Below are 19,822 nucleotides of genomic sequence, written 5' to 3'. Positions count from 1 at the left end.
GGTCGCCTCCTGGAAATCCGACGGATGAGCGGACTACCCAGTCGCCGGCGATTGACGCACGCCCGCCCTAAGCCGGATCGCCTTCCGACGCCGGTGCCGCGAGTGGCGGTTCGTCCGTGTCCTCGTCCGCCGTCGCGGGCGGCTCCCGCAGGACTTCGATGCTGCGTGCCACGATCGCGGTCACCGGGGTGGCGAGCGCGAGCCCGGCGACGCCGGCCAGCGCGCCGCCCACCAGCGTGGCGAGGAGGACCGCCGGTGCGCTCATGCGTAGTGTGGCGCCGAAGGCGAGCGGGCTGACGAGGTTCTGGAGCAGGCCGTTGGCGAGCACGACGACCAGGATCATCCACAGTGCGGCCGACTGCCCGCCGCTGCCGAGCGCGATCAGCACGGCGAAGATCGAGGCGACCGCCGCGCCGAGGTAGGGCACGTATGTGCCGAGGAACGTGATCACCGCTATCGCGCCCACCAGCGGTACGTGCAGGATCAGCGCGCCGATCGCGACCGCGACGGCATTGAACGCCCCGATCAGGCTCAGCCCGCCGTAGTAGCGCCGGATGACGACGGCGGCCCGGCCGAGGAGGCGCCGAGCCAGGTGCTCGGGCAGCGGGAGCCGTGTGGCGGCCCGGTCGGCGATGGCGTGGCCGTTCATGAGCAGGAAGAAGCAGATGAACAGCGCCACGAACAGGCCGAGCAGGATGTTGACGCCGGTGCCGAGCAGGTTGCCCAGCGCGGGCAGCAGGCCGGCCAGGAGCGTGTTGCCCGACTGCTGCACGGAATTCCGGCCGGCCTCGGCGGCGTTGCCGCTGACCCCTGCCGACGTGAGGATGCGGTGCAGCTCGCCGACGGCCGCGTCCAGGTTCTTGCTGATCTGTTCCTGCTGGCTGGCCACGCCCCACACGACGAGCGCGATGGCGCCGGCGCCCAGCGCGATCACGAGGAGCAGCGTGGCGGCGGCACCGACGCTGCGGGGCACGCGGCGCCGCGCGATGCCGTCGATGACCGGCAGGAACACGATGGCCAGGAACAGGGCGACCACCAGCGCGATCACGATGGGCCGCAGGACGACGAGCAGGAAGATCGCCGCGACCACCAGCAGCGCCACGCCGACGAGCGACCAGGCCACGGCGCCCGCCGCTCGCAGCCGGTTCGACAATGGCCGGGAAGATGGCCCATCAAGGCGGTTCAACATCGGCCGGGCACTACCCCCGCAGAGCGCGGGCAATCCTGCTGGATGCGGCTAAGGCGACAGGGGGCGCCAGCTCAGCGGGGTCGACAGGACCATCGTGCTCGACGGCTGGCCGTACGGGGCCAAACGATCAATCGTGGCCTCGAAGTCCTCCATCGACACCGTCACGACCTTCAGGATCGAGCACGCGTCGCCGGTCACGCGGTGGACCTCCATGACCTCCGGCCAGTTCAGCACCTCGGGATCGCGCAGCACGCAACGCGAGCCGTAGCACGACATCGTGATCAGTGCGACGACGTGCCGGCCGGCCTTGGCCGGGTCGACGTGTGCGTGGTAGCCGGTGATCACCCCGGCGGTTTCCAGACGACGGACCCGCTCGGCGACCGCCGGGGGTGAGAGGTGGACCCGGCGGGACAGTTCGGAGTAGGAGAGCCGACCGTCATCCTGCAGTTCGCGCAGCAGCGCCCAGTCCATGTTGTCCACGGACACCTTCCGTTCGAAAAGTCGATCACCCCGGACGGTTTCCATACCGTACGTGAGCAGCCTAAACGACCGTTGATCCACTATTTCGTGGAGGTGGGTCACCGTACCAGGATTGAGGTGTGAGTGGTCCGATCCTCGACTTCCCCGAACAGGTTCCATACGACGCGTACGTCCACGCCAGCACGCTGCACTCGCTGCAGCAGCCGCTGACCAAGGACCCCGGCGAGATGTCGTTCCTCATGGTCAGCCAGGTGATGGAGCTGTGGTTCGGGCTGGCGTGCCACGAACTGCGCGAGACCCAGCGGCTCCTGCGTGAGGACGACGTGTGGGGCGCCCTCGCCCCGCTGCGCCGCATCAAGCTGCATCTGGAAGGGCTCGTCGCCGCCTGGAACGGGCTGCGCTGGATGACGCCGCCCGACTTCAACCGGTTCCGCGCGCAGCTCGGCGACGCGTCGGGCTTCCAGTCGGCGATGTACCGCCACCTGGAGTTCCTGCTCGGGCTCAAGAGCGAGGCGCTGATCCGCCCGTTCAAGCGGCAGGCCGACCTGTACCAGGACCTGACCGCCGCCCTGCGCGCGCCGAGCGTGTGGGACGACGTCACCGCGCTGCTCGCCCGCCGCGGCTTCGAGATCCCCGAGGAGGTGCTGGAGCGCGACCACTCGCACGAGTACGAGCCGTCGCCGGAGGTCGAGCGGGCCTGGGTGGAGATCTACCGCGACGACCGCGGCGACAACCCGCTCTACCTGCTCGGCGAGGCGCTGACCGACGTCGCGGACGTGTTCGGCGACTGGCGGTACAAGCACCTGACCGCGGTACAACGGACCATGGGCAACAAGCCGGGTAGCGGCGGCTCCTCCGGCGCGGCCTGGCTCACCCGCAGCATGGCGCGGGTCGTCTTCGCCGAGCTCTGGTCGGCCCGGACGGTGATCTGATGCGACTCGGAGAAGACGAGGCCCGGCGGCTCGACGCCGACGATCCGGGGCACCGGGAGCTGTTCCTCGTGCCACCCGCCGAGGGCGGCGACCACCCCGAGACGGCGTACCTGGCCGGCAACTCGCTCGGCCTGCAGCCGCGCGCCGTGCGGGGCGAGCTGCTGCAGGAGCTCGACGAGTGGGCCCGGCTCGGCGTCGAGGGGCATCTGGAGGCCGGACGGCCCTGGCTGCCGTACCACGAGCTGCTGCGCGAGCCGGCCGCCCGCCTGGTCGGCGCGCTGCCCGCGGAGACGGTCGTGATGAACTCGCTGACCGTCAACCTGCACCTGCTGATGGTCTCGTTCTACCGGCCGGAGGGCGCCCGCACGCTGATCGTCGTGGAGGACACGGCGTTCCCGTCGGACAGCTACGCGGTGCGCAGCCAGGCGGCCTTCCACGGCCTCGACCCGGACAAGACGGTGGTGCGCACGAACGACCCGCTGGCGGCGATCCGCGAGCACGGCGACCGCATCGCGCTGGTCATGCTGGGCGGGGTCAACTACCTCACCGGCGAGCTGATGGACATCCCGGGGATCACGGCGGCGGGGCACGCGGCCGGCGCGGTCGTCGGATGGGACCTGGCGCACGCGGCCGGCAACGTCCCGCTGCGGCTGCACGAGTGGGGCGTCGACTTCGCCGCGTGGTGCTCGTACAAGTACCTCAACAGCGGGCCCGGGGCGGTGGCGGGCGCGTTCGTGCACGAGCGGCACGCCGGCGCCGACCTGCCCCGCTTCGAGGGCTGGTGGAGCACCGAGGCGGCGACCCGGTTCGAGATGGCGCCGGTGTCCCGGCCGCCGCGGACCGCCGACGCGTGGCAGGTGTCCAACCCGCCGATCCTCGCGATGAGCCCGGTGCGCACGTCCCTGGAGCTGTTCGACGCGGTGGGCATGCCGGCACTGCGGGCGCGCAGCGAGCGGCTCACCGCGTACCTGCAGTCGCTACTGGACCCGATCGGCGTCGAGGTGGTGACGCCGCGCGACCCGGCGCGGCGCGGCTGTCAGCTGTCGCTGCGGGTCGCCGACGCCGGCGGGCTGAGCAAGACCCTGCGGCACCGGCACGGGGTGATCGCCGACAGCCGCGAGCCCGACATCGTGCGGCTGGCGCCGGTGCCGCTGTATTCGACGTACCACGACTGCTGGCGGGCCGCCGCCGCGATTGCACAGGAGGTGGGGGCATGAGCAGTCTGTCCGGCCGTGGGCTGCGGGGCTCGCAAGCTCACTCCTCGCCCACTCATGTCGCCGTGGTCGGTGCCGGGCTCACCGGCAGCCTGCTCGCCTGTTTCCTGGCCCGGCGCGGGCACCAGGTGACCGTCTACGAGCGCCGGCCCGACCCGCGCACCGCCGCGGCCGAGCGGGGCCGGTCGATCAACCTGGCGTTGTCGGAGCGGGGCATCGACGCGCTGCGGCGGGTCGGCCTGCACGAGCGGGTGCTCGTCGACGCGCTGCCGATGCACGGGCGGATGATCCATCCGGTCGACGGCGAGCTGGACTTCCAGCAGTACAGCATCGACGGTCAGCGGGCGATCAACTCGATCAGCCGGGGCGCGCTCAACAACGCCCTGCTCGACGCGGCCGCCGCCACCCCCGGGGTGAGCATTGTCTTCGAGCACCGGCTCACCGGGCTCGACCCGCTGGTGTTCGCGACGCCGGCCGGCGAGGCGAAGGCGAGCGCCGACGTCGTCATCGGCGCCGACGGGGCCGGCAGCGCGGTGCGCGGCCAGCTGCTCGGCATGGGGCTGATCGACGAGTCGGTCGACTTCCTCGACTACGGCTACAAGGAGCTGACCATCGCGGCCGGCCCGGACGGCGACTTCGCCATGGACCCGGGCGCGCTGCACATCTGGCCGCGCGGCACGTCGATGATGATCGCGCTGCCCAACCCGGACCGGACGTTCACCTGCACGCTGTTCTGGCCCCACGGCGGCACGTCGAGCCTCGCCTCGCTGGGCAGCCCGGCCGCGATCGAGCGGCATTTCCGGGCGGTCTACCCGGACGTGGTACCGCTGATGCCGAACCTCGTCGAGGACTACCGGCTCAACCCGGTCGGCCTGCTCGGTACGGTCCGCTGCGGGCCGTGGCAGGCGGCGACGCCGGGCGGCCCGGTCGGGCTGATCGGTGACGCCGCCCACGCGATCGTGCCGTTCTACGGGCAGGGCGCCAACTGCGGCTTCGAGGACTGCGTCGTGCTCGACCGGGTACTCGACGAGACCGGCGACGACTTCGCCGCCGCGCTGCCGCTGTTCGAGGCCCGCCGCCGCGAGGACGTCGAGGCGATCGCGACGATGGCGCTCAACAACTTCGTGGAGATGAGGGACAAGGTGGCCTCGCCGGTGTTCCAGCTCGGCAAGAAGATCGAGCACGCGCTGGAGCGGGCGCTGCCCGGCCGGTACGTGTCCCGCTACGAGCTGGTCTCGTTCAGCACCACGCCCTACGCGCAGGTGCGGGACCGGGTGCGGCGGCAGCACCAGGTGCTCGGGGCGGTCGGCGTGCTCGCGCTCGGCGGGCTCGGGGCGCTCGGCGCCGCCGTGGCGAAGGGGCGGCGGCGATGACCCTGCGCCACTTCGTCGGTGGGCGCTTCGTCGCCACCGGTTCGACGTTCGCGAAGCTGAGCCCGGTCACCGGCAACCGCGTCACCGAGGTGTGCGAGGCCGACCGGTCCACTGTGGACGCCGCGGTGGAGGCGGCGCGGGCGGCCGTGCGCGGCCCGTGGGGGCGCACCAGCGAGCTGGAGCGCGCCGCCGTGCTGCGCCGGATCGCCGACGAGCTGGAGCGGCGCTTCGACGACCTGGTCGCCGCCGAGGTCGCCGACACCGGCAAGCCGGTCAGCCAGGCGCGCACGCTCGACATCCCCCGCGGGGCGGCCAACTTCCGGGCGTTCGCCGACATCGTCTCCGCGGCACCGGCCGAGTCGTTCACCACCGTCACCCCGGCCGGGGGGCGCGCCCTCAACTACGCGGTGCGCAAGCCGGTCGGCGTGGTCGCGATCGTCGTGCCGTGGAACCTGCCGCTGCTGCTGCTGACCTGGAAGGTCGCCCCGGCGCTCGCGTGCGGCAACGCGGTCGTGGTCAAGCCATCGGAGGAGACGCCCTCCTCGGCGACCGTACTCGCCGAGGTGATGTCCGCCGCGGGCGTGCCCGACGGCGTCTTCAACCTCGTGCACGGGTTCGGGCCGGACTCGGCGGGGGAGTTCCTCACCCGTCACCCGGACGTCGACGCGATCACGTTCACCGGCGAGTCCGCGACCGGTTCGGCGATCATGCGGGCCGCCGCCGACGGGGTGAAGGCGGTCTCGTTCGAGCTCGGTGGGAAGAACGCCGGCCTGGTGTTCGCCGACACCGACCTCGACGCGGCCGTCGCCGGCTCGGTGCGCTCCAGCTTCACCAACGGCGGCCAGGTGTGCCTGTGCACCGAGCGGCTGTACGTGCAGCGCCCGGTCTTCGACGAGTTCGTCACCCGGCTGGGCAAGGCGGCGTCCGATCTGTCGTGGGGATGGCCGCAGGACGAGGGCACCGGCACGATGCCGCTGATCTCCAAGCAGCACCGCGAGAAGGTGCTCGGCTACTACGACCTCGCCCGCACGGAGGGCGCCACCGTGGTGACCGGCGGCGGGGTGCCGACCTTCGACGACGCCCGCGACGGTGGCGCGTACGTCCAGCCGACCGTGCTCGTCGGCCTCCCGCCGGACGCGCGGACCAACCGCGAGGAGATCTTCGGGCCGGTCTGCCACATCGCGGCGTTCGACACCGAGGAGGAGGCGTTCGCGCTGGCCAACGACAGTGACTACGGCCTCGCCGCGACCGTGTGGACCCGCGACGTCGGCCGGGCGCACCGGGCCGGCCTGGCGCTGGACGCCGGGCTGGTCTGGGTCAACACCTGGTTCCTGCGCGACCTGCGCTCGCCCTTCGGCGGCGTCAAGGCCTCCGGCGTCGGCCGCGAGGGCGGCGTCCACTCGCTCAACTTCTATTCCGAGCTCACCAACGTCTGCGTGGACCTCTCATGACCGATGTGCAGAAGGCGGCCGAGGCGCTGCTGGCCGCCTACGAGACCGGCACCCCGATCCCGCCGCTGCGCGGGACGGTGCTGCCGGAGGGCGACGTCGCCACGGCGTACGCCGTGCAGCGGGCCCAGGCCGAGCGCTGGGAGGCCGCCGGGCGGCGGCCGGTCGGCGCGAAGATCGGCCTGACCTCGCCGGCCGTGCAGAGCATGTTCGGCGTCTTCCAGCCGGACTTCGGCGTGCTGTACGCCGACATGGCCGTGCCCGACGGTGCCCCGATCCCGGCCGGCAAGCTGCTCCAGCCGCGCGTGGAGGTCGAGGTCGCGTTCGTGCTCGGCCGCGACCTGCCGGACGAGCAGGTCACCGTCGTCGACGTCATCCGGGCCACCGAGTACCTGCTGCCGGCCATCGAGGTGGTCGACTCGCGCATCGCGGGCTGGGACATCTCCATCGTGGACACCGTGGCGGACAACGCCTCCAGCGGCCTGTACGTGCTCGGCACCGCGCCGCGCCGGCTGGCCGACGTCGACCTGCGGCTGTGCGGGGCCGTGGTGGAGCACGCCGGCGAGCCGGTGTCGGTCGGGGCGGGCGCGGCCTGCCTCGGCAACCCGGTGCACGCGGTCGCCTGGCTGGCCACCACGCTCGCCGCCGCCGGCCGCCCGCTGCGCGCCGGCGACCTCGTGCTGTCCGGCGCGCTCGGCCCGATGGTCTCGGTGCCCGTGACGGCCGCGGGGCCGGTGTACGAGGCGCGGGTCTCCGGGCTCGGGTCGGTCCGGGCGGTTTTCGAAGGGAGCGCGGCATGACCGTGGGCGTGGCCGTCATCGGCTCGGGCAACATCGGCACCGACCTGATGATCAAGGTACTGCGGCTCTCGGAGTCGCTCTCGATGGTCGCGATGGCCGGCATCGACCCGGACTCCGACGGGCTCGCCCGGGCCCGGCGGCTCGGCGTCGCCACGACCGCGGCCGGCGTCGACGGCCTGGTCGCCATGCCCGAGTTCGCCGACGTGCGGATCGTCTTCGACGCGACCAGCGCCGGGGCGCACCGGCACAACAACGAGGTGCTGCAGGCGCACGGCCGCCGGGTCGTCGACCTCACGCCCGCGGCGATCGGGCCGTACGTCGTGCCGACGGTCAACCTCGACGAGCACCTCGCCGCGCCCAACGTCAACCTCGTGACGTGCGGCGGCCAGGCGACCGTGCCGATCGTCGCCGCGGTCGGGGCCGTGACCCCGGTCGCCTACGCCGAGATCGTCGCCTCGATCGCCTCGAAGTCGGCCGGCCCCGGCACCCGGGCCAACATCGACGAGTTCACCGTCACCACCGCCCGCGCGCTCGAGGTCGTCGGCGGCGCCGCCCGGGGCAAGGCCATCATCGTGCTCAACCCGGCCGACCCGCCGCTGCTGATGCGCGACACCGTGTACTGCGTCTGCCCCGACCGCGACGCCGACCGGACCGCGATCGCCGCGTCGGTCGAGGCGATGGTGAAGGCGGTCGGCGGGTACGTGCCCGGCTACCGCCTCAAGCAGGAGGTCCAGTTCTCCACCGACCCCGAGGGGCTGCTCGTGTCCGTGTTCCTCGAGGTCTCCGGCGCCGGGCACTACCTGCCCGCCTACGCCGGCAACCTCGACATCATGACCTCCGCCGCGTTGCAGGTCGCCGAGAGGATGGCGGCATGACCGCCGGAGCGAAGCGGAGGCGGGCTTGCCGCGCACTTGTCTTGGTTCTTGCGACTCAAGGTAGGGCTTCATGACCGAGCGTCTGTACATCCAGGACGTGACGCTGCGCGACGGCATGCACGCCATCGCGCACCGGTACACCGTCGGGCAGGTGCGCACGATCACCGCCGCGCTCGACGCGGCCGGCGTCGACGCCATCGAGGTCGCGCACGGCGACGGCCTGGCCGGGTCGAGCGTCAACTACGGCCGCGGCGCGGCCACGGACCCCGAGTGGATCGCGGCGGCCGCCGAGGCGATCACCAACGCGCGGCTGACCACGCTGCTGCTGCCCGGGATCGGCACCATCGCCGACCTCAAGCAGGCCCGGGACCTCGGCGTCACCAGCGTGCGGATCGCCACCCACTGCACCGAGGCCGACATCGCCGCCCAGCACATCGGCTGGGCGCGGGAGAACGGCATGGACGTCTCCGGCTTCCTGATGATGTCGCACATGAACCCGCCCGCGGCGCTGGCCGAGCAGGCCAAGCTGATGGAGTCGTACGGCGCGCACTGCGTCTACGTCACCGACTCCGGCGGCCGGCTGCTCATGCGCGACGTCGCCGAGCGGGTCGACGCCTATCGCCAGGTGCTCGACCCGGCCACCCAGATCGGCATCCACGCCCACCACAACCTGTCGTTCGGCGTCGCCAACAGCGTGGTCGCCGTCGAGCACGGCACCGTGCGGGTCGACGCCTCCCTCGCCGGGCAGGGCGCCGGCGCCGGCAACGCGCCGCTGGAGGTGTTCGTGGCGGTCGCCGACCTGATGGGCTGGGAGCACGGCTGCGACACGTTCGCGCTCATGGACGCGGCCGAGGACCTGGTGCGGCCGCTGCAGGACCGCCCCGTGCGGGTCGACCGGGAGACGCTCTCGCTGGGCTACGCCGGGGTCTACTCCAGCTTCCTGCGCCACGCCGAGCGGGCCTCGGAACGCTTCGGCGTGGACGTACGGGACATCCTGGTGGAGCTGGGCCGCCGGCGGATGGTCGGCGGCCAGGAGGACATGATCGTGGACGTCGCCCTCGATCTGGTGAAGGAGCGAGGATGACTCTGGCAGAGCGGCTCGACGAGGCCGAGCGGACCCGCACGGCGATTCCCCAGGTGGTCTCGCAGAGCGGCGCCGATGCCGACGAGGCGTACCGCATCCAGGAGGCGCTCGTGGCGCGGCGGGTCGGCCGCGGCGAACGGCTGGTCGGCCTCAAGCTGGGTCTCACCAGCCGGGCCAAGATGGCGCAGGTCGGCGTCGACCAGGTGATCTGGGGCCGGCTCACCGACGCGATGCGGGTCGAGGACGGCGGCACGGTCGACGCCGGCCGGTACATCCACCCCCGGGTCGAGCCCGAGGTGGCGTTCCGCCTCGACGCGAACGGCGCGGCCACCGCCGTCGCGCCGGCCCTGGAGCTGATCGACTCCCGCTACGCCGACTTCAAGTTCGCGCTGCCCGACGTGATCGCCGACAACACCTCGGCGGCCGGGTTCGTCATCGGCGCGTGGCAGCCGCTGCCGGCCGGGCTGGACAACCTGGGCGTGCTGCTGGAGGTCGACGGGCGAGTCGCCCAGATCGGGTCCACGGCCGCCATCCTGGGCGACCCCCGCCGGGCCCTCGCGGCCGCGGCCACGCTGGCCTCCTCGGCGGGTGTGCGGCTGGAGGACGGCTGGGTGCTGCTCGCCGGCGCCGCGACGGCGGCCGTGCCGCTCGCGCCCGGTGCGCACGTGCGCGCGGTCGTCGAGGGCCTCGGCACCGCCTCCCTGCGGGCGCTGTCATGATCGTCGACGGCGCGGCCCGGCCGCGCGGGCGGTTCCCACACGTGAAGGTCGCGGGCGGGTTCGCGTACGTCTCCGGCACGTCGTCGCGCCGGCCCGACAACACCATCGCCGGCGCGTCGGCGGACGCGATGGGCACGACGAGCCTCGACATCCGCGAGCAGACGCGGGCCGTGCTGCGCAACATCGACGACATCCTCGCCGCGGTCGGCGCGTCGCTCGCCGACCTGGTGCAGGTGACCACGTATCTGGTGAACATGAACGACTTCGGCGGCTACAACGAGGTCTACGCCGAGTTCTTCGACGAGACCGGGCCGGCCCGCACCACCGTGGCGGTGCACCAGCTGCCGCACCCGCACCTGCTGATCGAGATCCAGGCCGTCGCGCTGATCCCCCGTGGAGGTGGAGATGACTGACATGTCGCCGGTGAGCTTTCCCGACTGGCTCGCCGAGAACCAGCACCTGCTCAAGCCGCCCGTCGGCAACAAGCAACTGTTCCCGACCGGGTCGGACTTCATCGTGATGGTCGTCGGCGGGCCCAACCAGCGCACCGACTTCCACGTGGACCCGTACGAGGAGTTCTTCTACCAGATCAAGGGCAACATGCACCTCAACGTCATGACGCCCGACGGCCCGGACACGGTGCACATCAAGGAGGGCGGGATGTGGCTACTGCCGGGCAACATGCCGCACTCGCCGCAGCGCGAGGCCGGCTCGATCGGCATCGTGGTGGAGCGGGTGCGCGAGGAGGGGACCCTGGAGAAGTTCCAGTGGTACTGCCCGTCGTGCGGGAACAAGGTGCATGAGGTCGAGCTGCAGGTGCGCGACATCGTGGTCGACCTGCCGCCGGTGTTCCAGGCGTTCTACGAGGACGAGAAGGCGCGGACCTGCACCCAGTGCGGCAGCGTGCACCCGGGTAAAGGATGAGGGTCGACGTCCACACCCACCTGGTCCCGCTCGGCTGGCCGGACCTCGCCGCCGAGTGCGGCGGCACCGGGTGGCCGTGGCTGCGCGTCGACTCCGAGCGCGCGGCGATGATCATGGTGGGGTCCACCGAGTTCCGGCCGATCGGCCCGTCGGCGTGGGACGCGCCGACCCGCCTGGAGGACATGGACGCCGACGGCGTCGACGTGCAGGTGATCTCCCCGACGCCGGTGTTCTTCTCCTACGACCGCCCGGCCGCTCAGGCGGTCAAGGTCGCCCGGATCTTCAACGACCTGACGCTGAAGCTGGCCGCCGAGGCCCCGGGCCGGCTCGTGCCGTTCTGCCAGGTGCCGCTGCAGGACCCGGACGCGGCCTGCGCCGAGCTCGACCGCTGCCTGGCCAACGGGCACGTCGGCGTCGAGATCGGCAACCACGTGGGCGAGCGCGACCTCGACGACCCGGGCATCGTCTCGTTCCTGCAGCACTGCGCGGCCGTCGACGCGCCGGTGTTCGTGCACCCGTGGGACATGCCGGCCGGTCCGCGCCTGGACCGGTGGATGGCCCGCTGGCTGACCGGCATGCCGGCCGAGACGCACCTGTCGATCGTGGCGATGATCCTCGGCGGGGTCTTCGACGCGGTACCGCCGTCGCTGCGGATCTGCTTCGCCCACGGCGGCGGCAGCTTCGCCTTCTGGCTCGGCCGCGCCGAGAACGCCTGGCACCGCCGCGGCGACGTGGTCCGGGGCCGCGCGGCCCACCCGCCGTCGCACTACGCCGACCGCTTCTCGGTCGACTCCGTCGTGTTCGACCCGGCCGCCCTGCGGCTGCTGGTCGAGACGCTGGGGGAGGACCGGGTCATGCTCGGCAGCGACTATCCGTATCCGCTGGGCGAGCGCCCCGTCGGCGCGGTGGTCGACCGGGCCGGCTTCCTGAGCGAGGCCCAGCGCGCGAAGCTGCTGGGCGGCAACGCACTGCGGTTCCTCGGACGCTGACCACAAGGCTGCGCCGCGGTTCCTCGGACGCTGACTACAAGGCCGCGAGCCGGCCGGACACCGCCCCGCGAACACCGGGCCGTGCGACGACGTCGTCGCACGGCCCGGCGCCGTTTGGCGGCCGCTCAGACCGCTGTTTCGTGCCTGTGAAATCTGGTGAACAGACCTGATCCGCGGCATCCTCCATACGGTCGGAGAGTGCCGCCGCTAGCTGTATCTTTCCTGTTCACTGCGGGACGCATCTTGTTCACTGAACTCGCGCCTGATAGAACATCGAACAGGTCGGGCTAACAGAGGAGTGAACATGGCAGACTCTCCCCTTCTCTCCCGCCGCTCCGTACTTCAGCTCGGCGGCGTGGGCGCGCTCCTGCTCGCCACCGGCGCCTGCGCGAGCGGCAGCAAGAACAACACTTCGTCGTCGGAATCCGGCGGCGCCAAGTCGTCGACGCTGAAGATCGCGGTGTCCAGCTACATCAGCAGCTGGGACCAGGACTTCGTCGGCTTCGACCTGACCGCCCTGATGCTGTACAAGAACGTCTTCCCATACATGATCGACTACGGCGTGAAGGCCGTCGGGGACAGCAAGATCCTCGACACCGACAACATCATGCCGACGTTCGCCGAGTCCTTCGAGCCGGACGCCGAAAAGAAGGTGTGGACGCTCAAGCTGCGCAAGGGCTTCAAGTTCCCCAGCGGCAACGAGCTCAAGGCCGCCGACGTGAAGTGGTCGAAGGACCGGGCGTTCGCCGCCAAGGCCAACGTCGCCGGCATCTACCGCACGATCGGCCTCACCAAGCCCGAGCAGGTCGTCGTGGTCGACGACTACACGGTCGAGTTCCACCAGGAGTTCCCGAGCGCGCTGACCCGGCAGATCCAGGCCATCTCGCTCTACGTCTTCGACTCGGCCGAGGCGAAGAAGCACGCCACCGACGCGGACCCGTGGGCCAAGGAGTGGTTCGCGAAGAACCCGCCCACCGGCGGCTACTTCAACGTCTCCAAGGCCACCCAGGGCCAGGAGATCGAGCTCACCGCGAACGACGCCTACCCGGGCCCGGACCCCGCCAAGACCAAGACGATCCGCATCTCGGTCGTGCCGGCCGCCGCCAACCAGCGGCTGCAGCTGCAGTCCGGCGACATCGACGTGGCGCTGGGCGCGAGCCCGCGCGACATCAAGGACCTCAAGAGCGCCTCCGGCATCACGGTGCTGTCGGCGGCCAGCAACTCGCAGATCGCCATCCAGATGTCGACGACCACCGCGCCGTTCGACGACGTCAACGTGCGCAAGGCGCTGGCCTACGCCACGCCGTACGAGCAGATCATCAAGAACGTGTACGGCGGCGACGCCCGGCCGACGAAGAGCGTCGTGCCGCTGGACATGCCGGGCTACTCCGAGAAGGGGTACCCGTACACGTACGACATCGACAAGGCCAAGGCGGCGCTCGCCGCGTCGGGCAAGACCTCGATCAGCTCGGAGCTGGTCTTCCAGGCCAACAACGACGAACAGCAGCAGCTCGCCGTGCTCGTGCAGAGTGAGGCCCGCAAGGCCGGCATCGAGCTCAAGCTGACGCCGCTCGACCCGGCGACGCTCGCCGACCGGCGCGGGAAGAAGAACATCCCGCTGCAGATCACCTCGGGCCAGCTGTGGGTCAACGACGTCGAGTACATGCTGGCGACCAGCTTCGTCAAGGGCGCCAACCTCAACTACTCGAACTACACCAACCCGAAGATCGAGCAGCTCTACGAGCAGTCGCACACCACCGTGGATGCCGGCGCGCGCAACCAGCTCTGGGCACAGGTGCAGGACACCATGGCCGAGGACGTGCCGTGGGTCGTGATCTGCCAGCCCAACTTCAACCTGCCGGTGCGCAAGTCGGTGTCCGGATGGGTGCAGCCGATGGACGGCCTGGCCCGCCTGCGCTACCTGGGTGCGTCGGCCTAAATGCGAATCCTCCGGTTCGTCGCCCGCCGGCTGCTCCAGCTCATTCCGGTCCTGCTCGGGGTGGTCGTGCTGACATTCCTGCTGGTCCGGGTGCTGCCCGGTGACCCGATCCGGACCATCCTCGGGCCCAACGCGACCGCCGCCGACGAGGCGGCGGCGCGGGCCCGGTTCGGCCTCGACAAGCCGCTGTGGCGGCAGTTCGTCGACTACCTCGGCGGCCTGGTCACCGGGGACTTCGGCACGTCGATCCAGAGTGGACAGTCGGTCGGCGGCGAGATGGCGCTGCGGATCGGCCCCACCATGGAGCTGGTCGTGCTGGCGGTGGCGATCGCCGTGGTGATCGCCACCGTCGTGGGCCTGTGGTCGGCCCGGCACGCGAACCGGGCCGGCGACCACGGCATCCGGGTGCTCGCGCTGATCGGCAACTCGATGCCGGAGTTCTGGCTGGGCCTGGTGCTGATCCTCGTCGGCTATGCGGGCCTGGGCTGGTTCCCGGCGCCCAGCGGCCGCGTCGACCCGGACACCGACCTCACCCCGATCACCGGCGCCGACGCGCTCGACGCCCTGCTGACCGGCAACATGCCGGCGCTGACGTCGGCGCTGTGGCACCTGGCGCTGCCGGTGCTCACGCTCGTCATCGTGATCGTGGCCCCGCTGCTGCGCAGCGTGCGCGCGTCGGCGCTGGAGGTACTGCGGTCCGAGCCCTACGCGGCCGCCGAGGCCCACGGGCTGCCCGGCCGGCTGCTGCGCCGCGGCTACCTGGTGCGGGCGACCCTGGTACGCCTGCCGTCGCTGGCCGCGCTCGTCTTCGGCTTCGCGATCGGCTCGACGGTGCTCATCGAGTACGTCTACTCCTGGCAGGGCTTCGGTCAGTGGGCGCTGCGCGGCCTGCTCTACCGCGACTACCCGGTGGTGCAGGCGTCGGTGCTGGTGATCGCGCTCTGCTACGTCGTGGTGTTCCTGATCGCCGACGTCGTGCACGCCATGCTCGACCCGAGGGTGAGGATCTGATGTCGTTGCTGCGCACCGGCCGACGCCGGCCGGACCGCGACGGTCGCTTCGGCACCGTCCTGGTGGCCACCGGCGCCGGGATCCTGGCCGTCGTCGCGCTGGCCGTGCTGCTCGGCCCGCTGCTCACCTCGTGGGGGCCGAACCAGATCGACGGGGACGCGCCCACCCTCGCCGAGCCCGGCGGCGCGCACCTGTTCGGCACCGACGTCAACGGCATGGACGTGTGGAGCCGGCTGCTGTACGCCGGCCGCGTCGACCTCGGCATCGCCGTCGCCGCGGTCGCCGTCGCCGTCGTGCTGGGCAGCATCCTCGGCGTGGTCGCAGGCTACTTCGGCGGCTGGCTCGACGACGTGCTGATGCGCCTGACCGACATCTTCCAGGCGTTCCCCACCTTCATCCTCGCGCTCGCGGTCGCCGCCCTGCTGGGCAGCGGGCCGCTCAACCTGACCGTGGCGATCGCGCTGGTGAACGCGCCCGCCTACGCCCGCCTGGTGCGTGCCGAGGTCCGTACGATCCGCGACCTGACCTTCGTCGACGCCGCGCGCACCTCCGGCGCCTCGACGATCGGGTTGCTGTGGCGACACGTGCTGCCCAACAGCATCACGCCGGTGCGGGTCATCGCCCCGCTCAACTGCGGCTGGGCGATGCTCACGCTGGCCGGCCTGTCGTTCCTCGGGCTGGGCATCCCGGTGCCCGACGCCGAGTGGGGCGCCATGATCAGCCTCGGCACCAGCGACGTGGTGGCGGGCCGGTGGTGGACCTCGGTGCCGCCCGGCATCGCACTGCTCGTCTGCGTCCTGGGCTTCAGCCTCCTCGGCGAGGGCCTGCAGGAGCGCGCCGACCGGGTCCGACGATGAGGAGCCGCACGTGAGTCTGCTTTCGATCGACAACCTCTCCGTCGTCATCGGCGGCCGCGTCGCCGCGCTCAGCAACGTCTCGTTCACCGTCGACGCCGGCGAGGTCGTCGGGCTGGTCGGGGAGAGCGGCGGCGGCAAGAGCATGGTCGGCCGGGCGATCGTCGGCATGCTGCCCACCGGCTCGGTGGCGACCGGCCGGGTCGGCTTCGACGGCGCCGACGTGCTGACCATGTCCGCCGAGCAGCTGGCCCACCACCGCGGCCACGGTGCCGCGATGTGCTTCCAGAACCCGCGCGGCGCGCTCAGCCCGACCCGGACCGCGGGGCGGCAGCTGATCGACCGGCTCCGGACCCATCAGGAGATGGACGGCGCGCGGGCCCGCTCGTCGGCGCTGGAGCTGTTCGAGGCGGTCGGCATCCGCAGCGCCCGGCGCCGCCTCGAGGCCTACCCGCACGAGCTGTCCGGCGGCATGGCCCAGCGGGTGATGATCTCGCTCGCCACCGGGTGCGCGCCGCGCCTGCTCATCGCCGACGAGCCGACCACCGGCCTCGACGTCACGCTGACCGCCGAGATCCTGCGCCAGTTCCGCCACGCCGCCGACACCGACGGCCGCGGCGTACTCCTGGTCTCCCACGACATCAACGCGATCGCGGCCGTGTGCGACCGCATCGTGGTCCTCTACGCCGGCACCGTCGCCGAGACCGGCCCGGCCGGGCAGGTGCTGACCGCGCCGGCGCACCCGTACACCCGGGCGCTGCTGCGTTCGGTACCCGACCTCGACGGCCGGCCCGTCTTGGTGACGCCCGGCGCGATGCCGCTGATGCGCGAGGCGCCGGTCGCGTGCCCCTTCGCGCCGCGCTGCGCGCACGCCGAGGACGACTGCCGGACCGCCCGCCCGCGACTGGAGGAGCAGGGCCGGCGGTGGACGGCGGCCTGCTTCCACCCGCTGCACGACGACGTCGAGGCGGGGCAGGCGACCGACGTGACGGTCGGCACGGCCGCCCGGCGGGCCGCGGCGACCGCGGGCACCGAGCCCGTGCTCGTCGTGGACGACGCGCACGTGGTCTACAAGAGCCGGTTCGGCCGGGGCGGGCACCACGCGCTGCGCGGGGTCAGCCTCACCGTCGCCAAGGGCGAGCGGATCGGCGTCGTCGGCGAGAGCGGGTGCGGCAAGTCCACCCTCGCCCGGCTCATCGTGGGGCTCGCCAAGCCGACCGGCGGCCGCGTCACGGCCGCCCGCAGCGCGCTGGTCTTCCAGGACCCGATCGGCTCGCTCAGCCCGCGCCGGACCGTCGAGGACGCGATCGGCGAGCCGCTGCGCGCGCTCGGCGTCCCCGCGGCGGAGCGGGCCGCCCGGGCGGCCGCCGCGCTCGACCGGATGGAGCTGGACCGCTCGATCCTCGCCCGCCGGCCGCACGAGCTCAGCGGCGGCCAGGCGCAGCGGGTCGGCATCGCCCGCGCGCTCGTCGCCGAGCCGGACCTGATCGTCTTCGACGAGCCGACGTCGGCGCTGGACGTGACCGTGCAGGCGCAGATCCTCGCGGTGATCGACGAGGTCGGCGCGGACCGCTCGCACGGCTCGGTGTTCATCTCGCACGACCTGGCCACCGTCCGCGGGTTCGCCGACCGGGTCGTCGTGCTCTATCTCGGCCGGATCGTCGAGGAGGGTCCGGTCGAGGAGGTCTTCGCGCGGCCGCGCCACCCATACACGCGGGCGTTGCTGTCGCGCGGCGTGGCCCTGGTCCGCGACCTGGAGGAGGCCGACGCATCGACCGGGTGCGCGCTCGCGGCCCGGTGCCCGTTCGTCACCGACCGGTGCCGGAGCGAAGACCAGCAGTTGCAGCAGTACGGGGAGAGCCGGGCCGCCTGCTGGCGGGTGCCGGAGATTGGGGAGTTGGTGTGAGTCTCAGGCTGGCCGTCGACATCGGCGGCACGTTCGTCGACGCGATGGAGCTGGACACCCGGACCAACCAGGTGCGGTTCCGCAAGGCGTCGACCACCCCGGCCCGCCCGGCCGACGGCGTGCTCGCCGCGGTGGCCGCGCTCGGCACGGATCTGTCCGACGTCGAGCTGTTCATCCACGGTACGACGCTGGGCCTCAACGCGGTGCTGGAGCGCCGCGGCGCCGCGACCGGCATCATCACCAACGAGGGCTTCCGGGACGTGTTCCTGATCGGGCGGGGCAACGTCCCCTCCGACCACATGTACGACTTCCAGTACGAGCGCCCGCCGAGCCTGGTGAAGCGCCGGCACACGGCGGGGGTCAAGGGGCGGCTGGACTACAAGGGCCGCGTGGTCGACGAGCTCGACGCCGACTCGGTGCTCGCCGCCGCCCGCGAGCTGGTCGAGGTGCAGGGCGTGCGGTCGATCGCCATCTGCTTCCTGCACGCGTTCCTCGACCCGTCGCACGAGCGCGCCGCGGCGGCCCTCATCCGCGAGCGCTACCCCGACGTCAGCCTCTCGCTGTCGACCGACATCGCGCGGGAGTACCGCGAGTACGAGCGCACCAGCACCACCGTGCTGGAGGCGTACATCCGCCCGATCTTCGAGCGTTACGTCGACGAGCTGGAGCGGGGGCTGGCCGACGGCGGCTTCGCCGGGCGCTTCCTCATCATGCGCTCCGGCGGCGGGTCGATGACCAGCGAGGCGGCCAAGCGCTCGCCCACCCACACCGTCCTCAGTGGACCGGCCGGCGGCATCGTCGGCGCCGCGTACCTCGCCGGCGCGCTGGGCCGTGACAGCCTCCTCACCTTCGACATCGGGGGCACCTCGCTCGACGCGTGCGTCATCGAGCAGGGCAGCGCGGTCGCCGCCCACGAGGCGCAGCTGGAGCACTTCCCGCTGCTGATCCCGACGTACGACATCCGCACCATCGGCGCCGGCGGCGGCTCGATCGCCTGGCTCGACCGGGGCCTGCTCAAGGTCGGCCCGCAGAGCGCGGGCGCCGACCCGGGCCCGGTCTGCTACGGCCGCGGCGGCACCCGCCCGACCGTCACCGACGCCGCCGTCGCGCTCGGCTACGTGGACCCGGACCGGTTCCTCGGCGGCGAGATGGGGCTGCAGGCCGACGCGGCCCGTAAGGCCCTCGACGAGCAGGTGGCCGGTCCGCTCGGGCTGCCGGTCGAGGCGGCGGCCGCCGGCATCTTCGACGTGCTGCTCGCGCGGACCGTCGGCGCGGTCCGGCAGATCACCGTCGAGCGCGGCCGCGACCCGCGGCAGTTCTCGCTGCTCGCCTTCGGCGGCGCCGGGCCGCTGCTGGCGCCGCTGCTCGCCCGGGAGATGGGCATCGCGGAGGTCATCGTGCCGTTCGCGCCGTCGGGCTTCTCGGCGTGGGGCATGCTCAGCGCCGACATCGAGGACAACTTCAGCCGTACCCTCATGACCCCGCTCGACGAGGTCGACCCGGCCGCGGTCGAGGCGACCTTCGCCGAGGTCGAGGCCGAGGCGCTGGCCTCGCTGAGCGCGCAGGGCGTGCCCGCGGAGCTGGCGGTCCTGCAGCGGCAGCTGGAGCTGCGCTACCTCGGGCAGGAGCACAGCCTCACGGTCACGATCGGGCGCGACACCCTCGACCCCGACGGCGCGCGGGCCGCCTTCCAGGAGCTGCACGCCGCCCGGTACGGCCACGCGATGAACAACCGCCTGCAGATCCTGAACCTGCGCCTGCGCGCGGTGGGCCGCACGGCGAGCCCGACGCTGGTCGAGCCGCCGCCCGGCGACGGCGATCCCGCCCGGGCCCTGCTCGGGCGCCGGGACGCGTTCGACTTCGGCGCCCGGGCGATCGTGCCGTTCGACGTCTACGACCGGGCGCTGCTCGCGCCGGGCGACGCGTTCGACGGCCCGGCGCTGGTCGACGAGGGCACGTCGACGACGGTGGTCCCGTCGGGCCAGCGCGTGTCGGTCGACGCCCACGGCTACCTGCTGGTGCGTGCGCGATGACCGGTTCGGAGCGAAGCGGAGAGGCCGGTCATCATGGATTCAGCTCGCAAGT

General features: G+C 72.3%; 18 protein-coding genes. 16 read left to right on the top strand and 2 right to left on the bottom strand.

Going from position 1 to position 19,822, the window contains the following annotated elements; translation table 11 throughout:
• Positions 1-67: 67 nt before the first annotated feature.
• A complete protein-coding gene (locus ABD352_RS12025; protein ID WP_344612376.1) occupies positions 68-1,189 on the bottom strand; it encodes an AI-2E family transporter in 1,122 nt (373 codons plus the stop codon).
• Between the two features lie 48 nt (positions 1,190-1,237).
• Entirely contained in the window at positions 1,238-1,669 is a 432-nt protein-coding gene (locus ABD352_RS12020; RefSeq protein WP_344612405.1) for an Lrp/AsnC family transcriptional regulator, read from the bottom strand.
• A gap of 119 nt (positions 1,670-1,788) precedes the next feature.
• On the opposite strand from ABD352_RS12020, the gene ABD352_RS12015 reads away from it, so the two are divergent.
• From ABD352_RS12015 to ABD352_RS11940, 16 genes are all read left to right on the top strand, one after another.
• Positions 1,789-2,601: a tryptophan 2,3-dioxygenase gene (locus tag ABD352_RS12015; RefSeq protein WP_344612375.1), complete on the top strand. Its 813-nt coding sequence runs from the start codon at positions 1,789-1,791 to the stop codon at positions 2,599-2,601.
• Positions 2,601-3,818, top strand: coding sequence for a kynureninase (gene kynU / locus ABD352_RS12010; protein ID WP_344612374.1), 1,218 nt, complete (start codon positions 2,601-2,603; stop codon positions 3,816-3,818). The genes ABD352_RS12015 and kynU overlap by 1 nt, the downstream gene beginning before the upstream one ends.
• Complete coding sequence (locus tag ABD352_RS12005) at positions 3,815-5,188, top strand: FAD-dependent oxidoreductase (RefSeq protein ID WP_344612373.1); 1,374 nt, start codon at positions 3,815-3,817, stop codon at positions 5,186-5,188. The genes kynU and ABD352_RS12005 overlap by 4 nt, the downstream gene beginning before the upstream one ends.
• On the top strand, positions 5,185-6,639 hold the full coding sequence (locus ABD352_RS12000; protein ID WP_344612372.1) for a 2-hydroxymuconic semialdehyde dehydrogenase: 1,455 nt from the start codon (positions 5,185-5,187) through the stop codon (positions 6,637-6,639). The genes ABD352_RS12005 and ABD352_RS12000 overlap by 4 nt, the downstream gene beginning before the upstream one ends.
• Positions 6,636-7,436, top strand: a complete 801-nt coding sequence (locus ABD352_RS11995) for a 2-keto-4-pentenoate hydratase (protein WP_344612371.1) — start codon at positions 6,636-6,638, stop codon at positions 7,434-7,436. The genes ABD352_RS12000 and ABD352_RS11995 overlap by 4 nt, the downstream gene beginning before the upstream one ends.
• Complete coding sequence (locus ABD352_RS11990) at positions 7,433-8,311, top strand: acetaldehyde dehydrogenase (acetylating) (protein WP_344612370.1); 879 nt, start codon at positions 7,433-7,435, stop codon at positions 8,309-8,311. Before ABD352_RS11995 ends, ABD352_RS11990 begins: the two co-directional genes overlap by 4 nt.
• A 70-nt stretch (positions 8,312-8,381) precedes the next feature.
• A complete protein-coding gene (gene dmpG / locus ABD352_RS11985) occupies positions 8,382-9,395 on the top strand; it encodes a 4-hydroxy-2-oxovalerate aldolase (RefSeq protein WP_344612369.1) in 1,014 nt (337 codons plus the stop codon).
• The gene (locus tag ABD352_RS11980; protein ID WP_344612368.1) at positions 9,392-10,114 is read left to right on the top strand and encodes a 2-keto-4-pentenoate hydratase; all 723 of its coding nucleotides are present in this window, start codon (positions 9,392-9,394) and stop codon (positions 10,112-10,114) included. The genes dmpG and ABD352_RS11980 overlap by 4 nt, the downstream gene beginning before the upstream one ends.
• On the top strand, positions 10,111-10,527 hold the full coding sequence (locus ABD352_RS11975) for a RidA family protein (RefSeq protein WP_344612367.1): 417 nt from the start codon (positions 10,111-10,113) through the stop codon (positions 10,525-10,527). Before ABD352_RS11980 ends, ABD352_RS11975 begins: the two co-directional genes overlap by 4 nt.
• The gene (locus tag ABD352_RS11970; RefSeq protein WP_344612366.1) at positions 10,520-11,038 is read left to right on the top strand and encodes a 3-hydroxyanthranilate 3,4-dioxygenase; all 519 of its coding nucleotides are present in this window, start codon (positions 10,520-10,522) and stop codon (positions 11,036-11,038) included. Before ABD352_RS11975 ends, ABD352_RS11970 begins: the two co-directional genes overlap by 8 nt.
• Positions 11,035-12,027 carry an amidohydrolase family protein gene (locus tag ABD352_RS11965; RefSeq protein ID WP_344612365.1) on the top strand — a complete coding sequence of 331 codons (993 nt, stop codon included), beginning with the start codon at positions 11,035-11,037 and terminating at the stop codon, positions 12,025-12,027. The genes ABD352_RS11970 and ABD352_RS11965 overlap by 4 nt, the downstream gene beginning before the upstream one ends.
• 304 nt (positions 12,028-12,331) lie before the next feature.
• On the top strand, positions 12,332-13,966 hold the full coding sequence (locus tag ABD352_RS11960; protein ID WP_344612364.1) for an ABC transporter substrate-binding protein: 1,635 nt from the start codon (positions 12,332-12,334) through the stop codon (positions 13,964-13,966).
• Positions 13,967-14,977, top strand: coding sequence for an ABC transporter permease (locus ABD352_RS11955; protein WP_344612363.1), 1,011 nt, complete (start codon positions 13,967-13,969; stop codon positions 14,975-14,977).
• On the top strand, positions 14,977-15,834 hold the full coding sequence (locus ABD352_RS11950) for an ABC transporter permease (protein ID WP_344612362.1): 858 nt from the start codon (positions 14,977-14,979) through the stop codon (positions 15,832-15,834). Before ABD352_RS11955 ends, ABD352_RS11950 begins: the two co-directional genes overlap by 1 nt.
• A 10-nt stretch (positions 15,835-15,844) precedes the next feature.
• Positions 15,845-17,737 (top strand): dipeptide ABC transporter ATP-binding protein, encoded by a 1,893-nt coding sequence (locus tag ABD352_RS11945; RefSeq protein WP_344612361.1) that lies wholly within the window; start codon positions 15,845-15,847, stop codon positions 17,735-17,737.
• Positions 17,734-19,770, top strand: a complete 2,037-nt coding sequence (locus ABD352_RS11940; protein ID WP_344612360.1) for a hydantoinase/oxoprolinase family protein — start codon at positions 17,734-17,736, stop codon at positions 19,768-19,770. Before ABD352_RS11945 ends, ABD352_RS11940 begins: the two co-directional genes overlap by 4 nt.
• The last annotated feature ends 52 nt before the right edge of the window (positions 19,771-19,822 follow it).

The sequence above is a fragment of the Dactylosporangium salmoneum genome, from assembly GCF_039532525.1.
GTDB classification, from domain to species: Bacteria; Actinomycetota; Actinomycetes; order Mycobacteriales; family Micromonosporaceae; genus Dactylosporangium; species Dactylosporangium salmoneum.
This window is presented reverse-complemented; position numbering and strand designations above follow the sequence as displayed.